Annotated in this window: 14 protein-coding genes; all 14 read left to right on the forward strand. The window is 71.7% G+C overall.

The features are described from left to right. The 14 genes from OHN74_RS31595 to dprA all read left to right on the forward strand — a co-directional run bounded on the left by OHN74_RS31595 (window position 1) and on the right by dprA (window position 13,925). On the forward strand, window positions 1-2,559 hold the full coding sequence (locus tag OHN74_RS31595) for an AMP-binding protein (RefSeq protein ID WP_327697961.1): 2,559 nt from the start codon (window positions 1-3) through the stop codon (window positions 2,557-2,559). Then, window positions 2,556-3,548 carry a ribonucleotide-diphosphate reductase subunit beta gene (locus OHN74_RS31600; protein ID WP_327697962.1) on the forward strand — a complete coding sequence of 331 codons (993 nt, stop codon included), beginning with the start codon at window positions 2,556-2,558 and terminating at the stop codon, window positions 3,546-3,548. The genes OHN74_RS31595 and OHN74_RS31600 overlap by 4 nt, the downstream gene beginning before the upstream one ends. Further along, window positions 3,545-3,799, forward strand: coding sequence for an acyl carrier protein (locus OHN74_RS31605; protein WP_327697963.1), 255 nt, complete (start codon window positions 3,545-3,547; stop codon window positions 3,797-3,799). The genes OHN74_RS31600 and OHN74_RS31605 overlap by 4 nt, the downstream gene beginning before the upstream one ends. Further along, on the forward strand, window positions 3,796-4,776 hold the full coding sequence (locus OHN74_RS31610) for a hypothetical protein (protein ID WP_327697964.1): 981 nt from the start codon (window positions 3,796-3,798) through the stop codon (window positions 4,774-4,776). The genes OHN74_RS31605 and OHN74_RS31610 overlap by 4 nt, the downstream gene beginning before the upstream one ends. A gap of 1 nt (window position 4,777) precedes the next feature. Continuing rightward, entirely contained in the window at window positions 4,778-5,665 is an 888-nt protein-coding gene (locus OHN74_RS31615; protein WP_327697965.1) for a diiron oxygenase, read from the forward strand. Then, the gene (locus tag OHN74_RS31620) at window positions 5,662-5,913 is read left to right on the forward strand and encodes an acyl carrier protein (RefSeq protein WP_327697966.1); all 252 of its coding nucleotides are present in this window, start codon (window positions 5,662-5,664) and stop codon (window positions 5,911-5,913) included. The genes OHN74_RS31615 and OHN74_RS31620 overlap by 4 nt, the downstream gene beginning before the upstream one ends. Beyond that, window positions 5,891-6,730 (forward strand): aminoacyl--tRNA ligase-related protein, encoded by an 840-nt coding sequence (locus OHN74_RS31625; RefSeq protein WP_327697967.1) that lies wholly within the window; start codon window positions 5,891-5,893, stop codon window positions 6,728-6,730. Before OHN74_RS31620 ends, OHN74_RS31625 begins: the two co-directional genes overlap by 23 nt. Next, window positions 6,714-7,358 carry a 4'-phosphopantetheinyl transferase family protein gene (locus OHN74_RS31630; protein WP_327697968.1) on the forward strand — a complete coding sequence of 215 codons (645 nt, stop codon included), beginning with the start codon at window positions 6,714-6,716 and terminating at the stop codon, window positions 7,356-7,358. The genes OHN74_RS31625 and OHN74_RS31630 overlap by 17 nt, the downstream gene beginning before the upstream one ends. Next, window positions 7,355-8,734: a GMC family oxidoreductase gene (locus OHN74_RS31635; protein ID WP_327697969.1), complete on the forward strand. Its 1,380-nt coding sequence runs from the start codon at window positions 7,355-7,357 to the stop codon at window positions 8,732-8,734. Before OHN74_RS31630 ends, OHN74_RS31635 begins: the two co-directional genes overlap by 4 nt. Continuing rightward, a complete protein-coding gene (locus OHN74_RS31640) occupies window positions 8,731-9,951 on the forward strand; it encodes an aspartate aminotransferase family protein (RefSeq protein ID WP_327697970.1) in 1,221 nt (406 codons plus the stop codon). The genes OHN74_RS31635 and OHN74_RS31640 overlap by 4 nt, the downstream gene beginning before the upstream one ends. A gap of 320 nt (window positions 9,952-10,271) precedes the next feature. Then, complete coding sequence (locus OHN74_RS31645) at window positions 10,272-10,580, forward strand: DUF2469 domain-containing protein (protein WP_003965949.1); 309 nt, start codon at window positions 10,272-10,274, stop codon at window positions 10,578-10,580. A gap of 107 nt (window positions 10,581-10,687) precedes the next feature. Beyond that, window positions 10,688-11,110 (forward strand): YraN family protein, encoded by a 423-nt coding sequence (locus OHN74_RS31650; protein WP_327697971.1) that lies wholly within the window; start codon window positions 10,688-10,690, stop codon window positions 11,108-11,110. Next, a complete protein-coding gene (locus OHN74_RS31655; protein ID WP_327697972.1) occupies window positions 11,110-12,735 on the forward strand; it encodes a YifB family Mg chelatase-like AAA ATPase in 1,626 nt (541 codons plus the stop codon). Before OHN74_RS31650 ends, OHN74_RS31655 begins: the two co-directional genes overlap by 1 nt. Continuing rightward, window positions 12,732-13,925: a DNA-processing protein DprA gene (gene dprA, locus OHN74_RS31660; protein ID WP_327697973.1), complete on the forward strand. Its 1,194-nt coding sequence runs from the start codon at window positions 12,732-12,734 to the stop codon at window positions 13,923-13,925. The genes OHN74_RS31655 and dprA overlap by 4 nt, the downstream gene beginning before the upstream one ends. Window positions 13,926-13,967 lie beyond the last annotated feature (42 nt).

The following is a 13,967-nucleotide window of genomic DNA, read 5'->3' on the forward strand; positions in this document are numbered from 1 at the left end:
ATGAGGCTGCTGGACTGGCTCGACGATCCGGCGACCGGACAGGGGATCCACTTCGCCGGCGACCGCGGCCACTGGTCGTTCCACTCCTACGCCGAACTCGCGGCCGACGTCCGGCGAGTGGCCGCGCTGCTGCGCGGCAGCGGCGCGGTCCAGGGCGAGCCGGTGTCGCTGATGCTCGGCGACTCACGGGAGTTCATCGTCGCGTTCGTGGGCACGATGCTGGCCGGCGCGGTCCCGTCGCCGGTGGCGGCCCCACTCACCTTCCGGGGCCGGGACGTGTACGTGAAGCACGTCGCGGGGATCTTCGACGTCGCCCGGCCTGCCCTCGTACTCACCGACAAGGCGCTCGCCGACACCGTCGGGGAGGCGGCGGCCGGGTCCGCCTGGGCGGGGGAGACCGTTCTGCTGGACTGGGCGACCCTGCCCGAGGTCGCCGACATGCCCCGCGCGCCGGTACCCGAGACCGCGTTGCTGCAGTTCACGTCCGGGTCCAGCGGGCGGCCCAAGGGCGTCAGGGTCTCGCCGGACAACCTCGACCGGAACCTGACCGCGATCATCGAGTGGGGTGGGCTCGACGCGGGGGACGTGTTCACCTCGTGGCTGCCGCTCCACCACGACATGGGCCTGGTCGGCTCGCTGTTGTGCCCGATGGTCCAGCAGGTCGACCTGATGCTGATGACGCCCGACCAGTTCGTCCGCGACCCGCTTCGCTGGGTTGCCTGCATGGGCGAGCTGGGCGCGACCATGACGACCGCGCCGAGCTTCGGCTACTCCTACGCGGCCCGGCGGATCAAGCCCGGCCAACTGGACGGCATGGACTTCAGCGCGATGCGGATGGCGATACTCGGCGCTGAGCGGATCGACCCGGCCGGGGTGGCGGCCTTCTCCGCGCTGACCAGGCCGTACGGTTTCCGGCCCGAGCAGCTGGTCGCGGCGTACGGGATGGCCGAGGCGACGCTCGCCGTCACCGGCGTGCGGCCGGGCGAGGGCAGCACGATCATCCGGCTGGATGGCACAGGCCTGGTCGTCGGCGAGCCCGTGGAGGTCGCGGAGAAGGCCAGGCTCGGTTTCGACGAGGTGACCGGGGTCGGCTGGCTCACCGGCTGCGGCAGCCCGCTCGCCGGGGTGGCGACCAGCATCGTCGACGAGGACGGCACGGAGCTGCCCGAGGGCCGCTTCGGCGAGATCGTGGTCACCGGCTGCTCGGTCGCCCAGGGCTACCGGTCGGCGCCGGACACCCCCCAGGGCGCGACCGCGTTCACCCCTGGAGGGCTGCGCACCGGCGACTCCGGGTTCGTCCTCGACGGCGACCTGTACGTGGTCGGCCGGCTGGGCGACAGCCTCAAGGTCCGTGGCCGCAAGATCCACGCCGAGGACCTGGAACAGCACCTGGCCGCCGCCACCGGCCTGCGCACCGACCGCTGCACTGTGGTCGCCGGCGCGATCGGTGACGTGGACGTGGTCGTCGCGATCGTCGAGGACACCGGCACCGACTGGCTCGAACGGGTCCTGCCGATGCTCCGCTCGGCCACCGGGGACTCGGTCTGCCTGGCCGTCTTCCACGGCCACCGGGGCTGCGTCGAACGCACCTCCAGCGGCAAACCCCGCCGCCGGGTCATCTGGAACAACCTCCTCGCCGGCAACACCTCGGCCGTCCTCCTCTCCACCAACTGGCAGGACCGCACCGCCCGCCCCCTCCCCTGGTCGACCGCCGAGCCCGCTGAGACGGCCGAGCTCTCCTTACCCGCGACCGAGCCTGCGGAGACGCCCGTACCAGCGGGGCGAAGGCTTGACCACTATCCGCGGTGCATGGGGTGCGGGAGCGCCAACGACGGCGGGCTGCGTCTGGACGTGGAGTGGGACGGGACGGAAGGAGTCTGCCTGCACACGCCGCCGGACCACGCCGAGGGCGGGCCGGGGATCGTGCACGGGGGGCATCTCGCGGCGCTGGTCGACGAAGTGACGGCGCTGGTGGCGGCGGAGTTCGCCGGGGAGCCCACGATGACCCGGCGGACCGAGATCGACTATCGGGCCCCGGTGCCGGTCGGGCGGCCGATGCGGATACGGGCCCGGGTCATCGACTCGGGGAAGCGGCGGGTCGTCGTACGGCTCGAAGCGCACCCGGCGGACGGGGACGCCCTGTTGTTCGAGGCGCGGGTGGTCTGCGTGCGGGTGCCGAGGGCCAGGTGGATGGGCACCCACGACGAGCAGCGGGCCGCGCTCGACCAGCTCGACTTCGGCGGCGGGGACCCGTCCACGTTCCTGCGGTGGCAACTCGACGGTGGGCTGCAGCAGTTCTTCGTGCCGGCCCGGCTGGCCGCGCCGGTCCGGGTCCGGCTGGACATCACTGACGCGAACCCGGGGGCCTGGGTGCTGTCCGCGGGCCCGGACGGGATCGCCGCCAGCACGGAGCCGGGCGAGGCCGACGTCACCTTCACCGGGACGTTCGCCGACTGGCACCGGTTCGTGCGAGGGGGAGACACGTCCGCACGGATCGAAGGAGAGGCCGGGCTCCTGCACGGCCTGACCGAAGCGTTCGAATTCGGAGGAGCACGATGAGCGCCATAGCCGAACTACCGGACATCACCGAGGCACAGGACGCGAAACCGGACCTGATGCCGACCTCACGGGACCTGTACTACCGCTGGGAACGGCAGCAGTGGAGTGTGGCGGCGCTCGACATGACCCAGGACGCCGAAACCTGGTCGCAGCTGCGCCCGTTCTACCGGTCGGAGCTGCTCAACGCGCTGACCGAGCTGGAGGTGGGCGAGGTCACCGTGGTGCAGACGCTCAGCTCGCTGGTCGACCGGGCGCCGACCGACGACGACCGGATCTACCTGTCGACGCAGATGGCCGACGAGGGGCGGCACGTCCGGTTCTTCCAGACCTACCTGCGCGAGGCGGCCGGGATCAGCGGCGAGGGCCTCGCCGACTCCGCCGACTACACCAACCACTTCGCGCCCGAGCTGCGTCGGGTCACCTCGGCGGTCTGGGCCGAGAACGACCGGGGGAGCTGGTACCGGGCGCTCGTCTACTACCACCTGATCACCGAGGGAGTCCTGGCCGCCACCGCGCTGCGCACCACCCGGCAGCTCGCCCGGCAGATCTCTCAGCGGATGCCGCTGCCGGCGCTGGTGGAGGGGCTGACCAACGTCACCAGGGACGAGTCCCGGCATGTGGCGTTCGGGATGCTGGCCGCCCGGGACGGAGTGACCGCCGGCTTCGACGGACCGGTGCGCGAGGCCTATCTGCACGGGCTCGGCCTGGCCGCCCGGGTCCTGGTCGGCCCGCTGCGCAAGCAGGCCGTACCGGCCGTACGGACCGCGCTGGAGTTCCGCGCGGCGCAGTTGCGCGGCGGTTTCGAGATCGCCCGGGACCGGGCGGTCAGGCAGCTCGCTCACATCGGACTGCCAACGGCGGTCGGTGAGGCCGAGGCCGTCTGGGCGGCCGCGCTCGACCGGTCGCTCGATGCCTATGAGGAGCACTGGAACACGCCGCACCCGGTCCGCGCGGTCGGCGCCGGGCGCAAGGGAAAGGACGCAGCATGAGCACGGACGACACCCTGACGAACGTCCGCCGGATCATCGGCGAGATGTGCCCGCTGGGCGCCCGCGAGGTCGCGGCGGAAGACCGGATCATGGAGGATCTCGGGTACGACTCGATGGCCGTGGTCGAGCTCGCCCTGGTCCTGGAGGCCGAGTTCGAGCTGGAGCCGATCGACGATGAGCAGGCCATCGACCTGGTCACCGTCCAGGACGTGGCCGACCTGGTCGCCCATATGACCTCGGCGCGCACATGAGCGTCCTGACCGTGACGGCCCCCGGCCTACGGGACGGGTGGCTGGCCGCGCTGGCCGAGCTGTTCCCGGTCCCGGCCGGGTACCGGGACGAGAGGGTCGACCGGTTCGGCGCGCTGGACATCCTGCGCTGCGGCGAGGACCTGCTGGCGGAACTGCTCGCCGCGGGCCTGCCGCACTCAGGACCGCCCGGTGCGGAGCTGTTCGACCGGTACGACCTGTTCAACCTTGCGCTCCACTCGGGGTCCGGCACGTCCGCGCCGGAGACCGGGATCCGGTTCGCGCTGCGCTGGATGGGCCGCGACCCCGGGACCTGGTTCGCCGACCGGACCTGGGACCTCTCGGTCGACCTGTCCTGCCCGCTGGACGGCGGCTGTGAGGCCGATCCGACCTGGGAGACCTCCCGGCCGGAACCGGAGGCGTTCGGCGGGCGGCTCCTCAGCCTGACGACCGGCCCGGCCGGTTCCGCGTTCACCGCCAGGGTCGCCACCCGAGGCGAACGACGGGAGCTCCGCTCCGAGCGGCTCCGCGAGATCGTCAGCGAGTACGACGGCGCGCGCTGGGTCAGACTGCCGGTCGAACTCCAGTCCAGGCCCGAACTGGTCCTGCCGTACGGGATCGCCCCCTGTATTTCGGTCAGCCTGGACCTGGCGGCCAAGTGCCGGGCGGCCGGGTTCGAGGCACGGACCCGGCGTGGCTGGATCCTCGGCATGCTCGACCTGGCGCACGCCTGGCTCGAGGTCGTCGACTCCGACGGCGAGGTCAAGGTGGTCGATCCGGTCTTCGCAGGGCTCGCCGACCACGCCGACGCACCCCACCCGCTGTTCCGGGAGGCGTGCGCCGGGTCCAGGTTCAACCGGCTGCTGCCGTCCTCCCGGGAGGCCGACCAGCCTCTGTTCCGGCATCGCTGCGGCGGCGCGGACCGTACACCCGTCAGCAGGACCACGGTCCGCACGGCCCCGTCCACGGAAGGCGCGTGACATGCCCGTTGTGCTCGACTCCGAGCAACGCCTCAAGGACATCCTCGACCGGCTGGTCGCCAAGTCGGAGGCCGACTACTACAACCCCTACCAGGTCTTCCAGTGGCCGGATTCGCTGCCTGAGGAGTGCTACTGGATGACGCCCGAGCTGATGTCGGTGCACGGCACCGAGCTCGCGGCGGAACTGACCGAGGAGCAGCTGCACCGGCTCAGCAAGTGGGAGAGCGTCAACTTCTACAGCCTGAACGTGCACGGCATCCGGGAGCTCATCACAGAGGTCATCGCCCGGATCCACACCAAGGAATTCGCGCTCACCTCGGAGTACTTCCACCACATCATCGGCGAAGAGAACGAGCACATGTGGTTCTTCGCCAAGTTCTGCAACCTGTACGGCGGGAAGATCTATCCCGACCTCGCCTTCAAGTTCGACGCGGCCACTCAGGGGCCGGCCGCGCACTTCCTGGTCTTCGCCAGACTGCTGCTGTTCGAGGAGATCGTCGACTTCTTCAACAAACGGATGGGCGAGGACGACCGGCTCGACCCGACCATCCGCAAGGTCAACGCGATCCATCACCAGGACGAGTCGCGGCACGTCGCGTTCGGCAGGCAGATCGTCGCGTTGCTCCACCGGGACCTGCGGGCGAAGCTGCCCGCCGGGGAAATGGCCGAGGTCGAGAACTACCTCAGGTCCTACCTGCGCCGGTCGCTGGAGTCGCTGGTCAGCCCGGCGGTCTTCCGCGACGCGGGGATCCCCGAGCCCTACAAGGCCCGTAACCGGGTGCTCGCCGATCCGGCCTATGCCGAGCTCAAGCGGAACATCCTCAAGCGGTCCATGAAGTTCCTCCTCGCCGAAGGCATCCTCTCCAGCGAAAGCATCGATGCGCCATGACCCAGACCAGCGTCGGCTTCGTCGTCGACTATCTGCTGTCCAAGCGGCCGGACGTCAAGGAGATCGACCTCGATCTGGATCTCATCGAGAACCGGATCCTCGACTCGCTCGGGTTCGTGAACTTCCTCTACGTGCTGGAAGAGCACACCGGCCAGGAGATCTCGCTGGAGAGCGTGACCCCCGAGGACTTCCGCACCGTCCGATCGATCACCCAGAGGTTCTTCGATGGCCCCGCCGACCTCGGCTGACCCGGCCGCCCGTGCCCGGGGCGGACTCGCGACCCTCGGCCCGGACGCGGTCGCGCTCCGGGCCGAGCTGGAGACACTGTTCACGTCCTGGGCGGCGGACTGCGGTGCCGAGGCCCGCCTCTATCCGCCGCTGACGCGGGTCGAGGACCTGCACCGGATCGACTACTTCCAGAACTTCCCCCAGCTGGCCATCGCGGGCAGCGGGCTGCGGCCCGAGGCACTCGAACGGCAGGGCAAGGAGCCCGCGGTAGCGGCCGCCGACCTGCTCGACGCGGAGTACGCGATGCCGTCCGCCGCCTGCTACAACGTCTATTTCGACCTGGCGGGCACCGAGATCGCCGAGCCGCTCAAGGTCACCACGGTCGCGACCTGTTTCCGGCGCGAGGACCACTACGACGGGCTCCGGCGGCTGCTCGGCTTCTCCATGCGGGAGATCGTCTGCGTCGGCGACCGGGAGTCGGTGCTGGGCCATCTCGACGAATTCAAGACGCGGATGGTGACGTACTTCGCCGACCTGGGGCTGCCGATCGATGTGGAGGCGGCGAGCGACCCGTTCTTCGACGCGAGCGGGGCGCGGGCACTGATGTCCCAGCTGTTCCCGACCAAGGAGGAGTTCGTCTTCGGCGGCTCCCTCGCGATCGCATCGGTCAACTTCCACCGCAACTTCTTCGGGGAACGTTGCGATCTGCGGCTGCCCGACGGCTCACCGGCGTTCACCGGCTGCGTGGCCTTCGGGATCGAACGCTGGATCAGTGCGCTGACCACCCATTTCGACATGACTCCCCAGGAGCTGCGCGAGCATGTCGGTCAGCGCTAGGGAGATCACGCAGGCCCCCGCGCTCACGGTCGGCGGCACGGCGGTCGAGGTGTGGTTCGCCGAGACCGGCCCGCGCGAGGTGCCCGAGGACGGCTGGGGGCTGCTGGCCCCCGACGATCTGCGGTACCTCGCCCGGCTGGCCGTGCCCGCTGTCCGGGCCGAGGCCGCATATGCGCGGGCCGTCCTGCGCCGGGTGCTCGGCGAGCGGCTCGGGCTGCCGCCGGCCGACATCAGGATCGCCCGAACCCTGACAGGCCGGCCTTACCTGCCGGGCACCGACTGGGACTTCAGCCTCTCCTATACGGCCGGCCTCGTCGCCGTCGCGGTCGGCCGGTCGGCGCGCATCGGGGTGGACGTCGAACGCGTCCGGCCGGTGCCGATGGCCCACGCCATCGCCGACGGCTTCTTCACCCCCGCCGACCACACCGCTCTGGCCGCGCTGTCGGGACCGGGGCGCGACCGGCACTGGTTCCAGGTCTGGACCAGGGTCGAGGCGATCATCAAGGCACAGGGCGCGGGCCTGCTCAACCCCGGCTCCGGGGAGAGCGGGCCGTCCATGCCGCTGCTGCTCCCCGAGGGCTGTGTCGGCACGGTGGCGGCCCTGCCCTGGAACGGCGGGCCAGGGTGAGCGACTACGTGATCGTCGGCGCGGGGACGGCCGGCTGCGTGCTCGCGGCCGGGCTGAGCGCCTCGGGCGCGGAGGTGACGCTGCTGGAGTCCGGGCCGCCGGACCGGCGGCCCGAGGTGCGGATCCCGGCGGCGTTCCCCCGGCTGTTCGGCACGGAGTACGACTGGGCGCACACGACAGAGCCGCAGCCGGGGCTCGGCGGCCGGTCGCTGTTCTGGCCCCGGGGCCGTACGCTCGGCGGCTCCTCGTCGATCAACGCGCAGATCTGGACGCAGGGTCATCCGGACGACTACGACGACTGGGCCACCCCGGGGTGGTCGGCCAAAGAGGTGGCGCCCTGTTTCGAGCGGGCCGCGATGAACCTCGAGTCACTGCGCACGCCGCATCCGAGCACGATCGACTTCCTCGACGCCTGCGAGCTGGCGGGGCTGACGCCACTCGTGGCGGGGGAGGGCTGTGCGCCGGTCACGGTGACACAGAAGCGCGGGCGGCGGTGGAGCAGCGCCGACGCCTATCTCCGTCCGGCGGGCTCACGGCCGAACCTGAAAGTGATCACTGGAGCGGACGTACGCCGGATCGACCTGGCCGACGGCCGGGCGGTCGGGGTCGAATACGGCGACGGCTATGTCCCGGCCCGCCGTGAGGTCATCGTCGCGGCCGGCGCGGTCGGCAGTCCCGTCCTGCTGCTGCGGTCGGGGATCGGCGACCCGGCCGAGAACGAGGGCGTCGTGGTCGCGCTGCCTGAGGTCGGGCGGAACCTGCTCGACCACCTCATGGTGCCGCTGGTCTTCGGCCCCGGCCCGGCCGCCGCCCGGGTCCGCGCGACGTCCAACAACGCCGAGGCGCTGGCCTTCCTCCGGTCCGCGCCCGAGGTGAGCGCCCCGGACCTGGAGTTCCTCTGGATGCCGGTGCCGTTCCTCGACCACGGGCGGGCCGAGTCCGGGCTGGGCAGCACCCTGGCCGTGGTCCTGCTCCGCCCCCGGAGCAGCGGCCGGATCACCCTCACGGCCGGCGAGCCCCGGATCGACCCCGGCTATCTCACCGATCCGGCCGATCTGCGTCCGCTGCTGGCCGGGGTCCGCAGGGCGCACGGGCTGCTGACCCGGCTCACCGACTGGGTCGGTGAGCCGCTCACCCCGGCTGCCCGTACCACCTCGGCCGAGGCCGTACGGGAATCCGCCGAGACGCTCTATCACCCCGTCGGCACCTGCCGGATGGGCCCGGTCGTGGACGAGCGGCTGCGCGTGCGCGGCGTCCGCGACCTGCGCGTCGCCGACGTGAGCGTCTGCCCCGCCATCCCCAGGGCGCACACCCAGGCAGCCGCCGTGATGATCGGCGAGCGGGCCGTCGACCTGATCCTCAAGGAGCCCAGATGACCGCGCGCGACGACATCGTCAAGCTGTACGGCGAGCACCTCAGCCAGGCGGCGGCCAGGCTGGCCACCCACGTCGGCCTCCCGGTGGAGACCCGGTCCGAAGGGGCCAGGGTCTGGGACGACGTGGGCCGCGAATATCTGGACTGCGGCGGCTACGGGGTCTTCTTTCTCGGCCACCGCCATCCTGCCGTGGTCGCGGCCCTGCACGCCCAGCTCGACCGCAACCCGCTGGCGACCCGCACGCTGCTCTCCGCCGAACTGGCCACCACCGCCTCCCGGCTGGCGGGCATCGCCCCGCCTGGCCTGGACCGCGTCTACTTCGGCAGTTCCGGCGCGGAGGCGGTCGAGACCGCGCTCAAGCTGGCCAGGGCCGCAGGCCGCCGCCGGATCATCTCGATGCGCGGCGGTTTCCACGGCAAGACCCTCGGGGCCTTGAGCGTCACCGACCGCCCGATCTTCCAGCAGCCGTTCCGCCCGCTGCTTCCCGACGTGACCGTCATCCCGTACGGCGACGTACCGGCTCTCGCGGAGGCCCTCACCGCCGACTCCGCGCGGGCCTGCGTGATCGTGGAGCCGGTCCAGGGCGAAGGCGGCGTACGGATTCCGCCGCCCGGCTATCTGGCGGCCGTCGCCGAGGAGTGCCGCCGCCACGACGCGTTCCTGATCGTCGACGAGATCCAGACCGGGACCGGCCGCCTGGGTGGAACCTGGTGGGCCTGCGACCGTGAGGGCGTCGTCCCGGACCTGCTCCTCGCGGGAAAGAGTCTGGGCGGTGGCTGCATGCCGGTCAGTGCCGTGATCGGCGCTCCCGACGCGTTCCGTCCGCTCGACCGCAACGCCCGGATCCACAGCTCCACGTTTGCCGGGTCGCCGCTTGCCATGGCGGCGGTCATGGCCACGATCGACGCGATCGAGACCGAGCGGCTACTGCCCCGAGCCGAGGAGCTGGGGCGCACCCTCCTGGCCGGCCTGCGCGCCGCCCCGGCCTCCCCGGCGATCCGCGACATCCGGGGCGTCGGCCTGCTGATCGGCGTCGAGCTCACCACCCCCGCTCAGGCCAACGCCCTGGTGACCGCCCTGCTGGTCCGGGGGATCCTCACCAGCTCGACCCTGGGCGCCGACCTCGTGGTCCGCTTCAGCCCGCCGGCGATCCTCGACGACGCCGACACCACTCGGATCATCACCGCGTTCCGGGAGTCGGCCGCCACCCTCGCCTGATCACCGGTCGTCCTTGGCCTGTCGTTCACTCCTCTGCTGTCGACGGCCGTGCGCGTGCGTGTGTTGCACGGCCACGGACAAGGCCGGTGCAGTTGGGGGGCGGTTCCGGCTTCGGCGGTGGAGGCCCTTACTCGATGGGACGTGGCCGTCAAGTTGCGCTCTTCTCCACAGGACTCCACTAATCTTCAGTGGTAGCGCCGAAGGTTGCTACTGTCGGCGGGTCCACTAGCTGATGATCATGAAGCCCGTGGACTGGCGAGCTTGGGTTGGAGACAGAATGCCTGGTGAGACGCGCTCGTGGGGTGTTGAGGAGGCTGTTGGTGTCTGCTGAAGACCTCGAGAAGTACGAGACCGAGATGGAGCTGAAGCTCTACCGGGAGTACCGCGATGTCGTCGGTCTGTTCAAATATGTGATCGAGACCGAACGGCGCTTCTACCTCACCAACGACTACGAGATGCAGGTGCACTCGGTCCAGGGCGAGGTGTTCTTCGAGGTGTCGATGGCGGACGCCTGGGTGTGGGACATGTATCGGCCGGCCCGTTTCGTGAAGCAGGTGCGGGTACTCACGTTCAAGGACGTGAACATCGAGGAGCTGAACAAGAGCGATCTGGAGCTCCCGGGCGGCTGACCGTCACTCGTACGGGTGGCGGAGTTATCCACAATGCCGAGGTTGTCCACCAAGATCCAATAGCTCGCTTAACTACTCGCATCGTTGGCGCCGGAGGTGGTGCCGACATGAACACACGCAACGCAGAAGACAGCGCACGACGTGCTGCGCGGGGCAACGCACAGCGTGGAGCACTGGGCAGGTACGGCGAGGAACTCGCCGCGCGGCGGCTGACCGAGGCCGGAATGACGGTCCTGGAGCGCAACTGGCGCGCCGGCCGTGCCGGTGAGATCGACATCGTCGCCCGGGACGGCGACGCTCTCGTCGTCTGTGAGGTCAAGACCCGCCGGGCGGCCGGACCGGCGGGGGCCTTCCAGCACCCGATGGCGGCCGTCACTCCGGCGAAGGCGGAGCGGCTGCGGGGCCTCGCCGAGCGATGGGTCCAGGAACACGGGGGAGCGCCACCCGGCGGAGTCCGCATCGACCTGGTCGGCGTTCTCCTGCCCCGGCGCGGTGCGCCCGTGGTGGAACACGCGCGGGGGGTGGCGTGATGGGATTCGCCCGAACGTGTTCGGTGGCGCTGGTGGGAGTCGAGGGCGTGGTCGTCGAGGTCCAGGCGGATCTCGAACCCGGCGTCGCAGCGTTCACCCTGGTGGGACTGCCCGACAAGAGCCTGACGGAGAGCCGGGACCGGGTCCGGGCGGCGGTCGTCAACTCGGGCGCGGCCTGGCCGCAGAAGAAGCTCACGGTGGGGCTCAGTCCGGCGTCCGTGCCCAAGAGCGGCAGCGGGTTCGACCTCGCCGTCGCGGCGGCCGTGCTCGGGGCCGCCGAGCGGATCGATCCCCGGGTTCTCGCGGACATCGTGATGATCGGCGAGCTGGGCCTCGACGGCCGGGTGCGACCGGTCCGGGGCATCCTGCCGGCGGTGCTGGCGGCGGCCGACTCGGGATACGAACAGGTGGTCGTGCCGGAGTGCGCCGCGGCCGAGGCCGCGCTGGTCCCCGGGGTGTCGGTGCTCGGCGTGCGCAGTCTGCGGCAGCTGATCGCCGTCCTCACGGACGAGCCCGTACCCGAGGAGGAACCGGACGAGCACGGCCGCCCTGACCCGCTCATGGCGGGCCTGCGGATGCCGGGCACCGGGGCGGCCACGGGCATGCACAGCATGGGCGCCGCGCAGTACGACAACGGTCACGACCTGGCCGACGTCGTGGGCCAGCACTCGGCGCGCACGGCGATGGAGGTGGCCGCGGCCGGCGGCCACCACGTGTTCCTGGAAGGCCCGCCGGGGGCCGGCAAGACGATGCTCGCCGAGCGGCTGCCCGCCGTCCTGCCCCGGCTCACCCGGCAGGAGTCTCTGGAGGTCACCGCCGTGCACTCGGTCGCGGGCCTGCTGCCGCCGGGCAAACCGCTCATCGACACGGCGCCCTACTGCGCCCCGCACCACTCGGCGACCATGCAGGCACTCGTCGGCGGTGGACAGGGCGTGGCGCGGCCCGGAGCCGTCTCGCTCGCCCACCGTGGAATTCTCTTTCTCGACGAGACTCCGGAGTTCGGGAGTCAGGTCCTGGATGCCCTGCGCCAGCCCTTGGAGGCCGGGCATGTGGTGATCGCGCGGAGCGCGGGGGTGGTGCGGTTCCCGGCCAGGTTCCTGATGATCCTCGCGGCCAATCCCTGCCCGTGCGGACGTTTCTCCCAGCGGGACAACCTCTGCGAGTGCCCGCCCTCCGTGATCCGGCGCTATCAGGCACGGCTCTCCGGGCCACTGCTCGACCGGGTCGACCTGCGGGTCGAGGTGGACCGGGTCACGCGCTCCCAACTCGTCGAACGCGGGGCCCGGGGCGAGTCCACGGCGACGGTCGCCGAGCGGGTGCGGGCGGCCAGGGAACGGGCGGCGGCGCGGCTCGTGGGAACCCCGTGGCGGACCAACAGCGAGGTGCCGGGACGGGAACTGCGCAGCCGCTGGCAAGCCGTGCCAGGCGCCATGGAGGAGGCCGAGCGGAATCTGGAACGGGGTGTGCTCACCGCGCGCGGGATCGACCGCGTCCTGCGGGTCGCCTGGACCGTCGCCGACCTTGTGGGCCACGACCGGCCGGACGTGACGGACGTCGCCCTGGCGCTGCAACTGCGTACGGGGGTGCCGCGAGGGGTGCCGATGGCGATCGGGGCGCTGACGTGACGGGGGAGGCGGCCGGCGGCGCGTCGAGTGGCGAGTGGGTCCCCCGGTCGGGTGCGGAAGAGCTTGCCCGGGTCTTCCTCACCCGGGTCGTCGAGCCGGGGGACGAGGTCGCCGGGCGGTGGGTCCGGGAGTGCGGGGCCGTGGAGGTGGTACGGCGGCTGCGGGACGGCGGGCCCATGCTGACCGGGGTCACCGGGACCCGGTGGGCTGGGCTGTGCGCGCGGGCGGCACAGGCCGAGCCCGAACGGGATCTCGCCGTCGCACGGGCGGCGGGGGTGCGGTTCGTGTGGCCCGGCGAGCCGGAATGGCCGGCCCAGCTCGACGACCTCGGGGACGCGCGACCCACGGGACTGTGGGTGCGCGGGCGGCCCAGCCTGCGGATGTGGGCGCTGCGGTCCGTCGCCGTGGTGGGAGCCCGGGCCTGCACCGAGTACGGCGCCCACATGGCCGCCACGCTCGCCGCCGGGCTCGCGGAGCGCGGGTGGGTGGTGGTGTCGGGTGGCGCGTACGGGGTCGACGGGGCCGCGCACCGGGGAGCGCTCGCCGCGGGCGGGGCCACCGTCGCCGTACTCGCCTGCGGGGTCGACCGGCCCTACCCGCGCGGACACACCCAGTTGATCACCAGAATCGCCGAACAGGGTCTGGTGGTGGGTGAGTTGCCGCCCGGTGACCATCCGACGCAGAGCCGCTTCGTGATGCGGAACCGGGTGATCGCGGCTCTCACCCGGGGGACCGTGGTCGTCGAGGCCGCGTACCGCAGCGGCTCGCTGGTCACGGCTCGGGCGGCGCAGCGGCTGGGGCGGTTCACGATGGGGGTGCCGGGACCCGCCACCAGCGGGCTCTCCGCGGGGGTGCACGAACTCCTGCGCGGCGAGGCGATGCTGGTCACGGATGCCGCGGAAGTAGCCGAGCTGGTCGGGGACATGGGCGAACTGGCGCCGGACCGGCGTGGGCCGGTGCTCCCGCGCGACCTGCTGGAACCGGCGGCGGTACGCGTCCTGGCCGCGCTGCCCGCGCGGGGGACGGCGACGGCGGACGACATCGCGCGGGGCGCGTCGACGGCGAAGGACGACGCGGTCGCCAGGCTGTACGAGCTCCGATCACTTGGTTACGTCGAACGACACGGCGACGGCTGGAAGTTGACACGCCAGGCGATGATCTCCGTCCGGCCCGACCGGGACCGGTGCTGACCGAGCGTGTTCGGCCGTCCGGGGGATGCCCGACGCCCTTGG

Origin of the sequence: Streptomyces sp. NBC_00459 (genome assembly GCF_036013955.1) — a bacterium.
Lineage (GTDB): Bacteria > Actinomycetota > Actinomycetes > Streptomycetales > Streptomycetaceae > Streptomyces.

What these genes read in the sequence shown, in the direction of transcription:
- OHN74_RS31625 (WP_327697967.1), top strand. Translation starts at nt 5,891, where the DNA reads ATGGCCCCGCCGACCTCGGCTGACCCGGCCGCCCGTGCCCGGGGCGGA.
- OHN74_RS31595 (WP_327697961.1), top strand. Translation starts at nt 1, where the DNA reads ATGAGGCTGCTGGACTGGCTCGACGATCCGGCGACCGGACAGGGGATC.
- OHN74_RS31650 (WP_327697971.1), top strand. Translation starts at nt 10,688, where the DNA reads ATGAACACACGCAACGCAGAAGACAGCGCACGACGTGCTGCGCGGGGC.
- OHN74_RS31655 (WP_327697972.1), top strand. Translation starts at nt 11,110, where the DNA reads ATGGGATTCGCCCGAACGTGTTCGGTGGCGCTGGTGGGAGTCGAGGGC.
- OHN74_RS31640 (WP_327697970.1), top strand. Translation starts at nt 8,731, where the DNA reads ATGACCGCGCGCGACGACATCGTCAAGCTGTACGGCGAGCACCTCAGC.
- OHN74_RS31630 (WP_327697968.1), top strand. Translation starts at nt 6,714, where the DNA reads ATGTCGGTCAGCGCTAGGGAGATCACGCAGGCCCCCGCGCTCACGGTC.
- OHN74_RS31605 (WP_327697963.1), top strand. Translation starts at nt 3,545, where the DNA reads ATGAGCACGGACGACACCCTGACGAACGTCCGCCGGATCATCGGCGAG.
- OHN74_RS31600 (WP_327697962.1), top strand. Translation starts at nt 2,556, where the DNA reads ATGAGCGCCATAGCCGAACTACCGGACATCACCGAGGCACAGGACGCG.
- OHN74_RS31620 (WP_327697966.1), top strand. Translation starts at nt 5,662, where the DNA reads ATGACCCAGACCAGCGTCGGCTTCGTCGTCGACTATCTGCTGTCCAAG.
- OHN74_RS31610 (WP_327697964.1), top strand. Translation starts at nt 3,796, where the DNA reads ATGAGCGTCCTGACCGTGACGGCCCCCGGCCTACGGGACGGGTGGCTG.
- OHN74_RS31615 (WP_327697965.1), top strand. Translation starts at nt 4,778, where the DNA reads ATGCCCGTTGTGCTCGACTCCGAGCAACGCCTCAAGGACATCCTCGAC.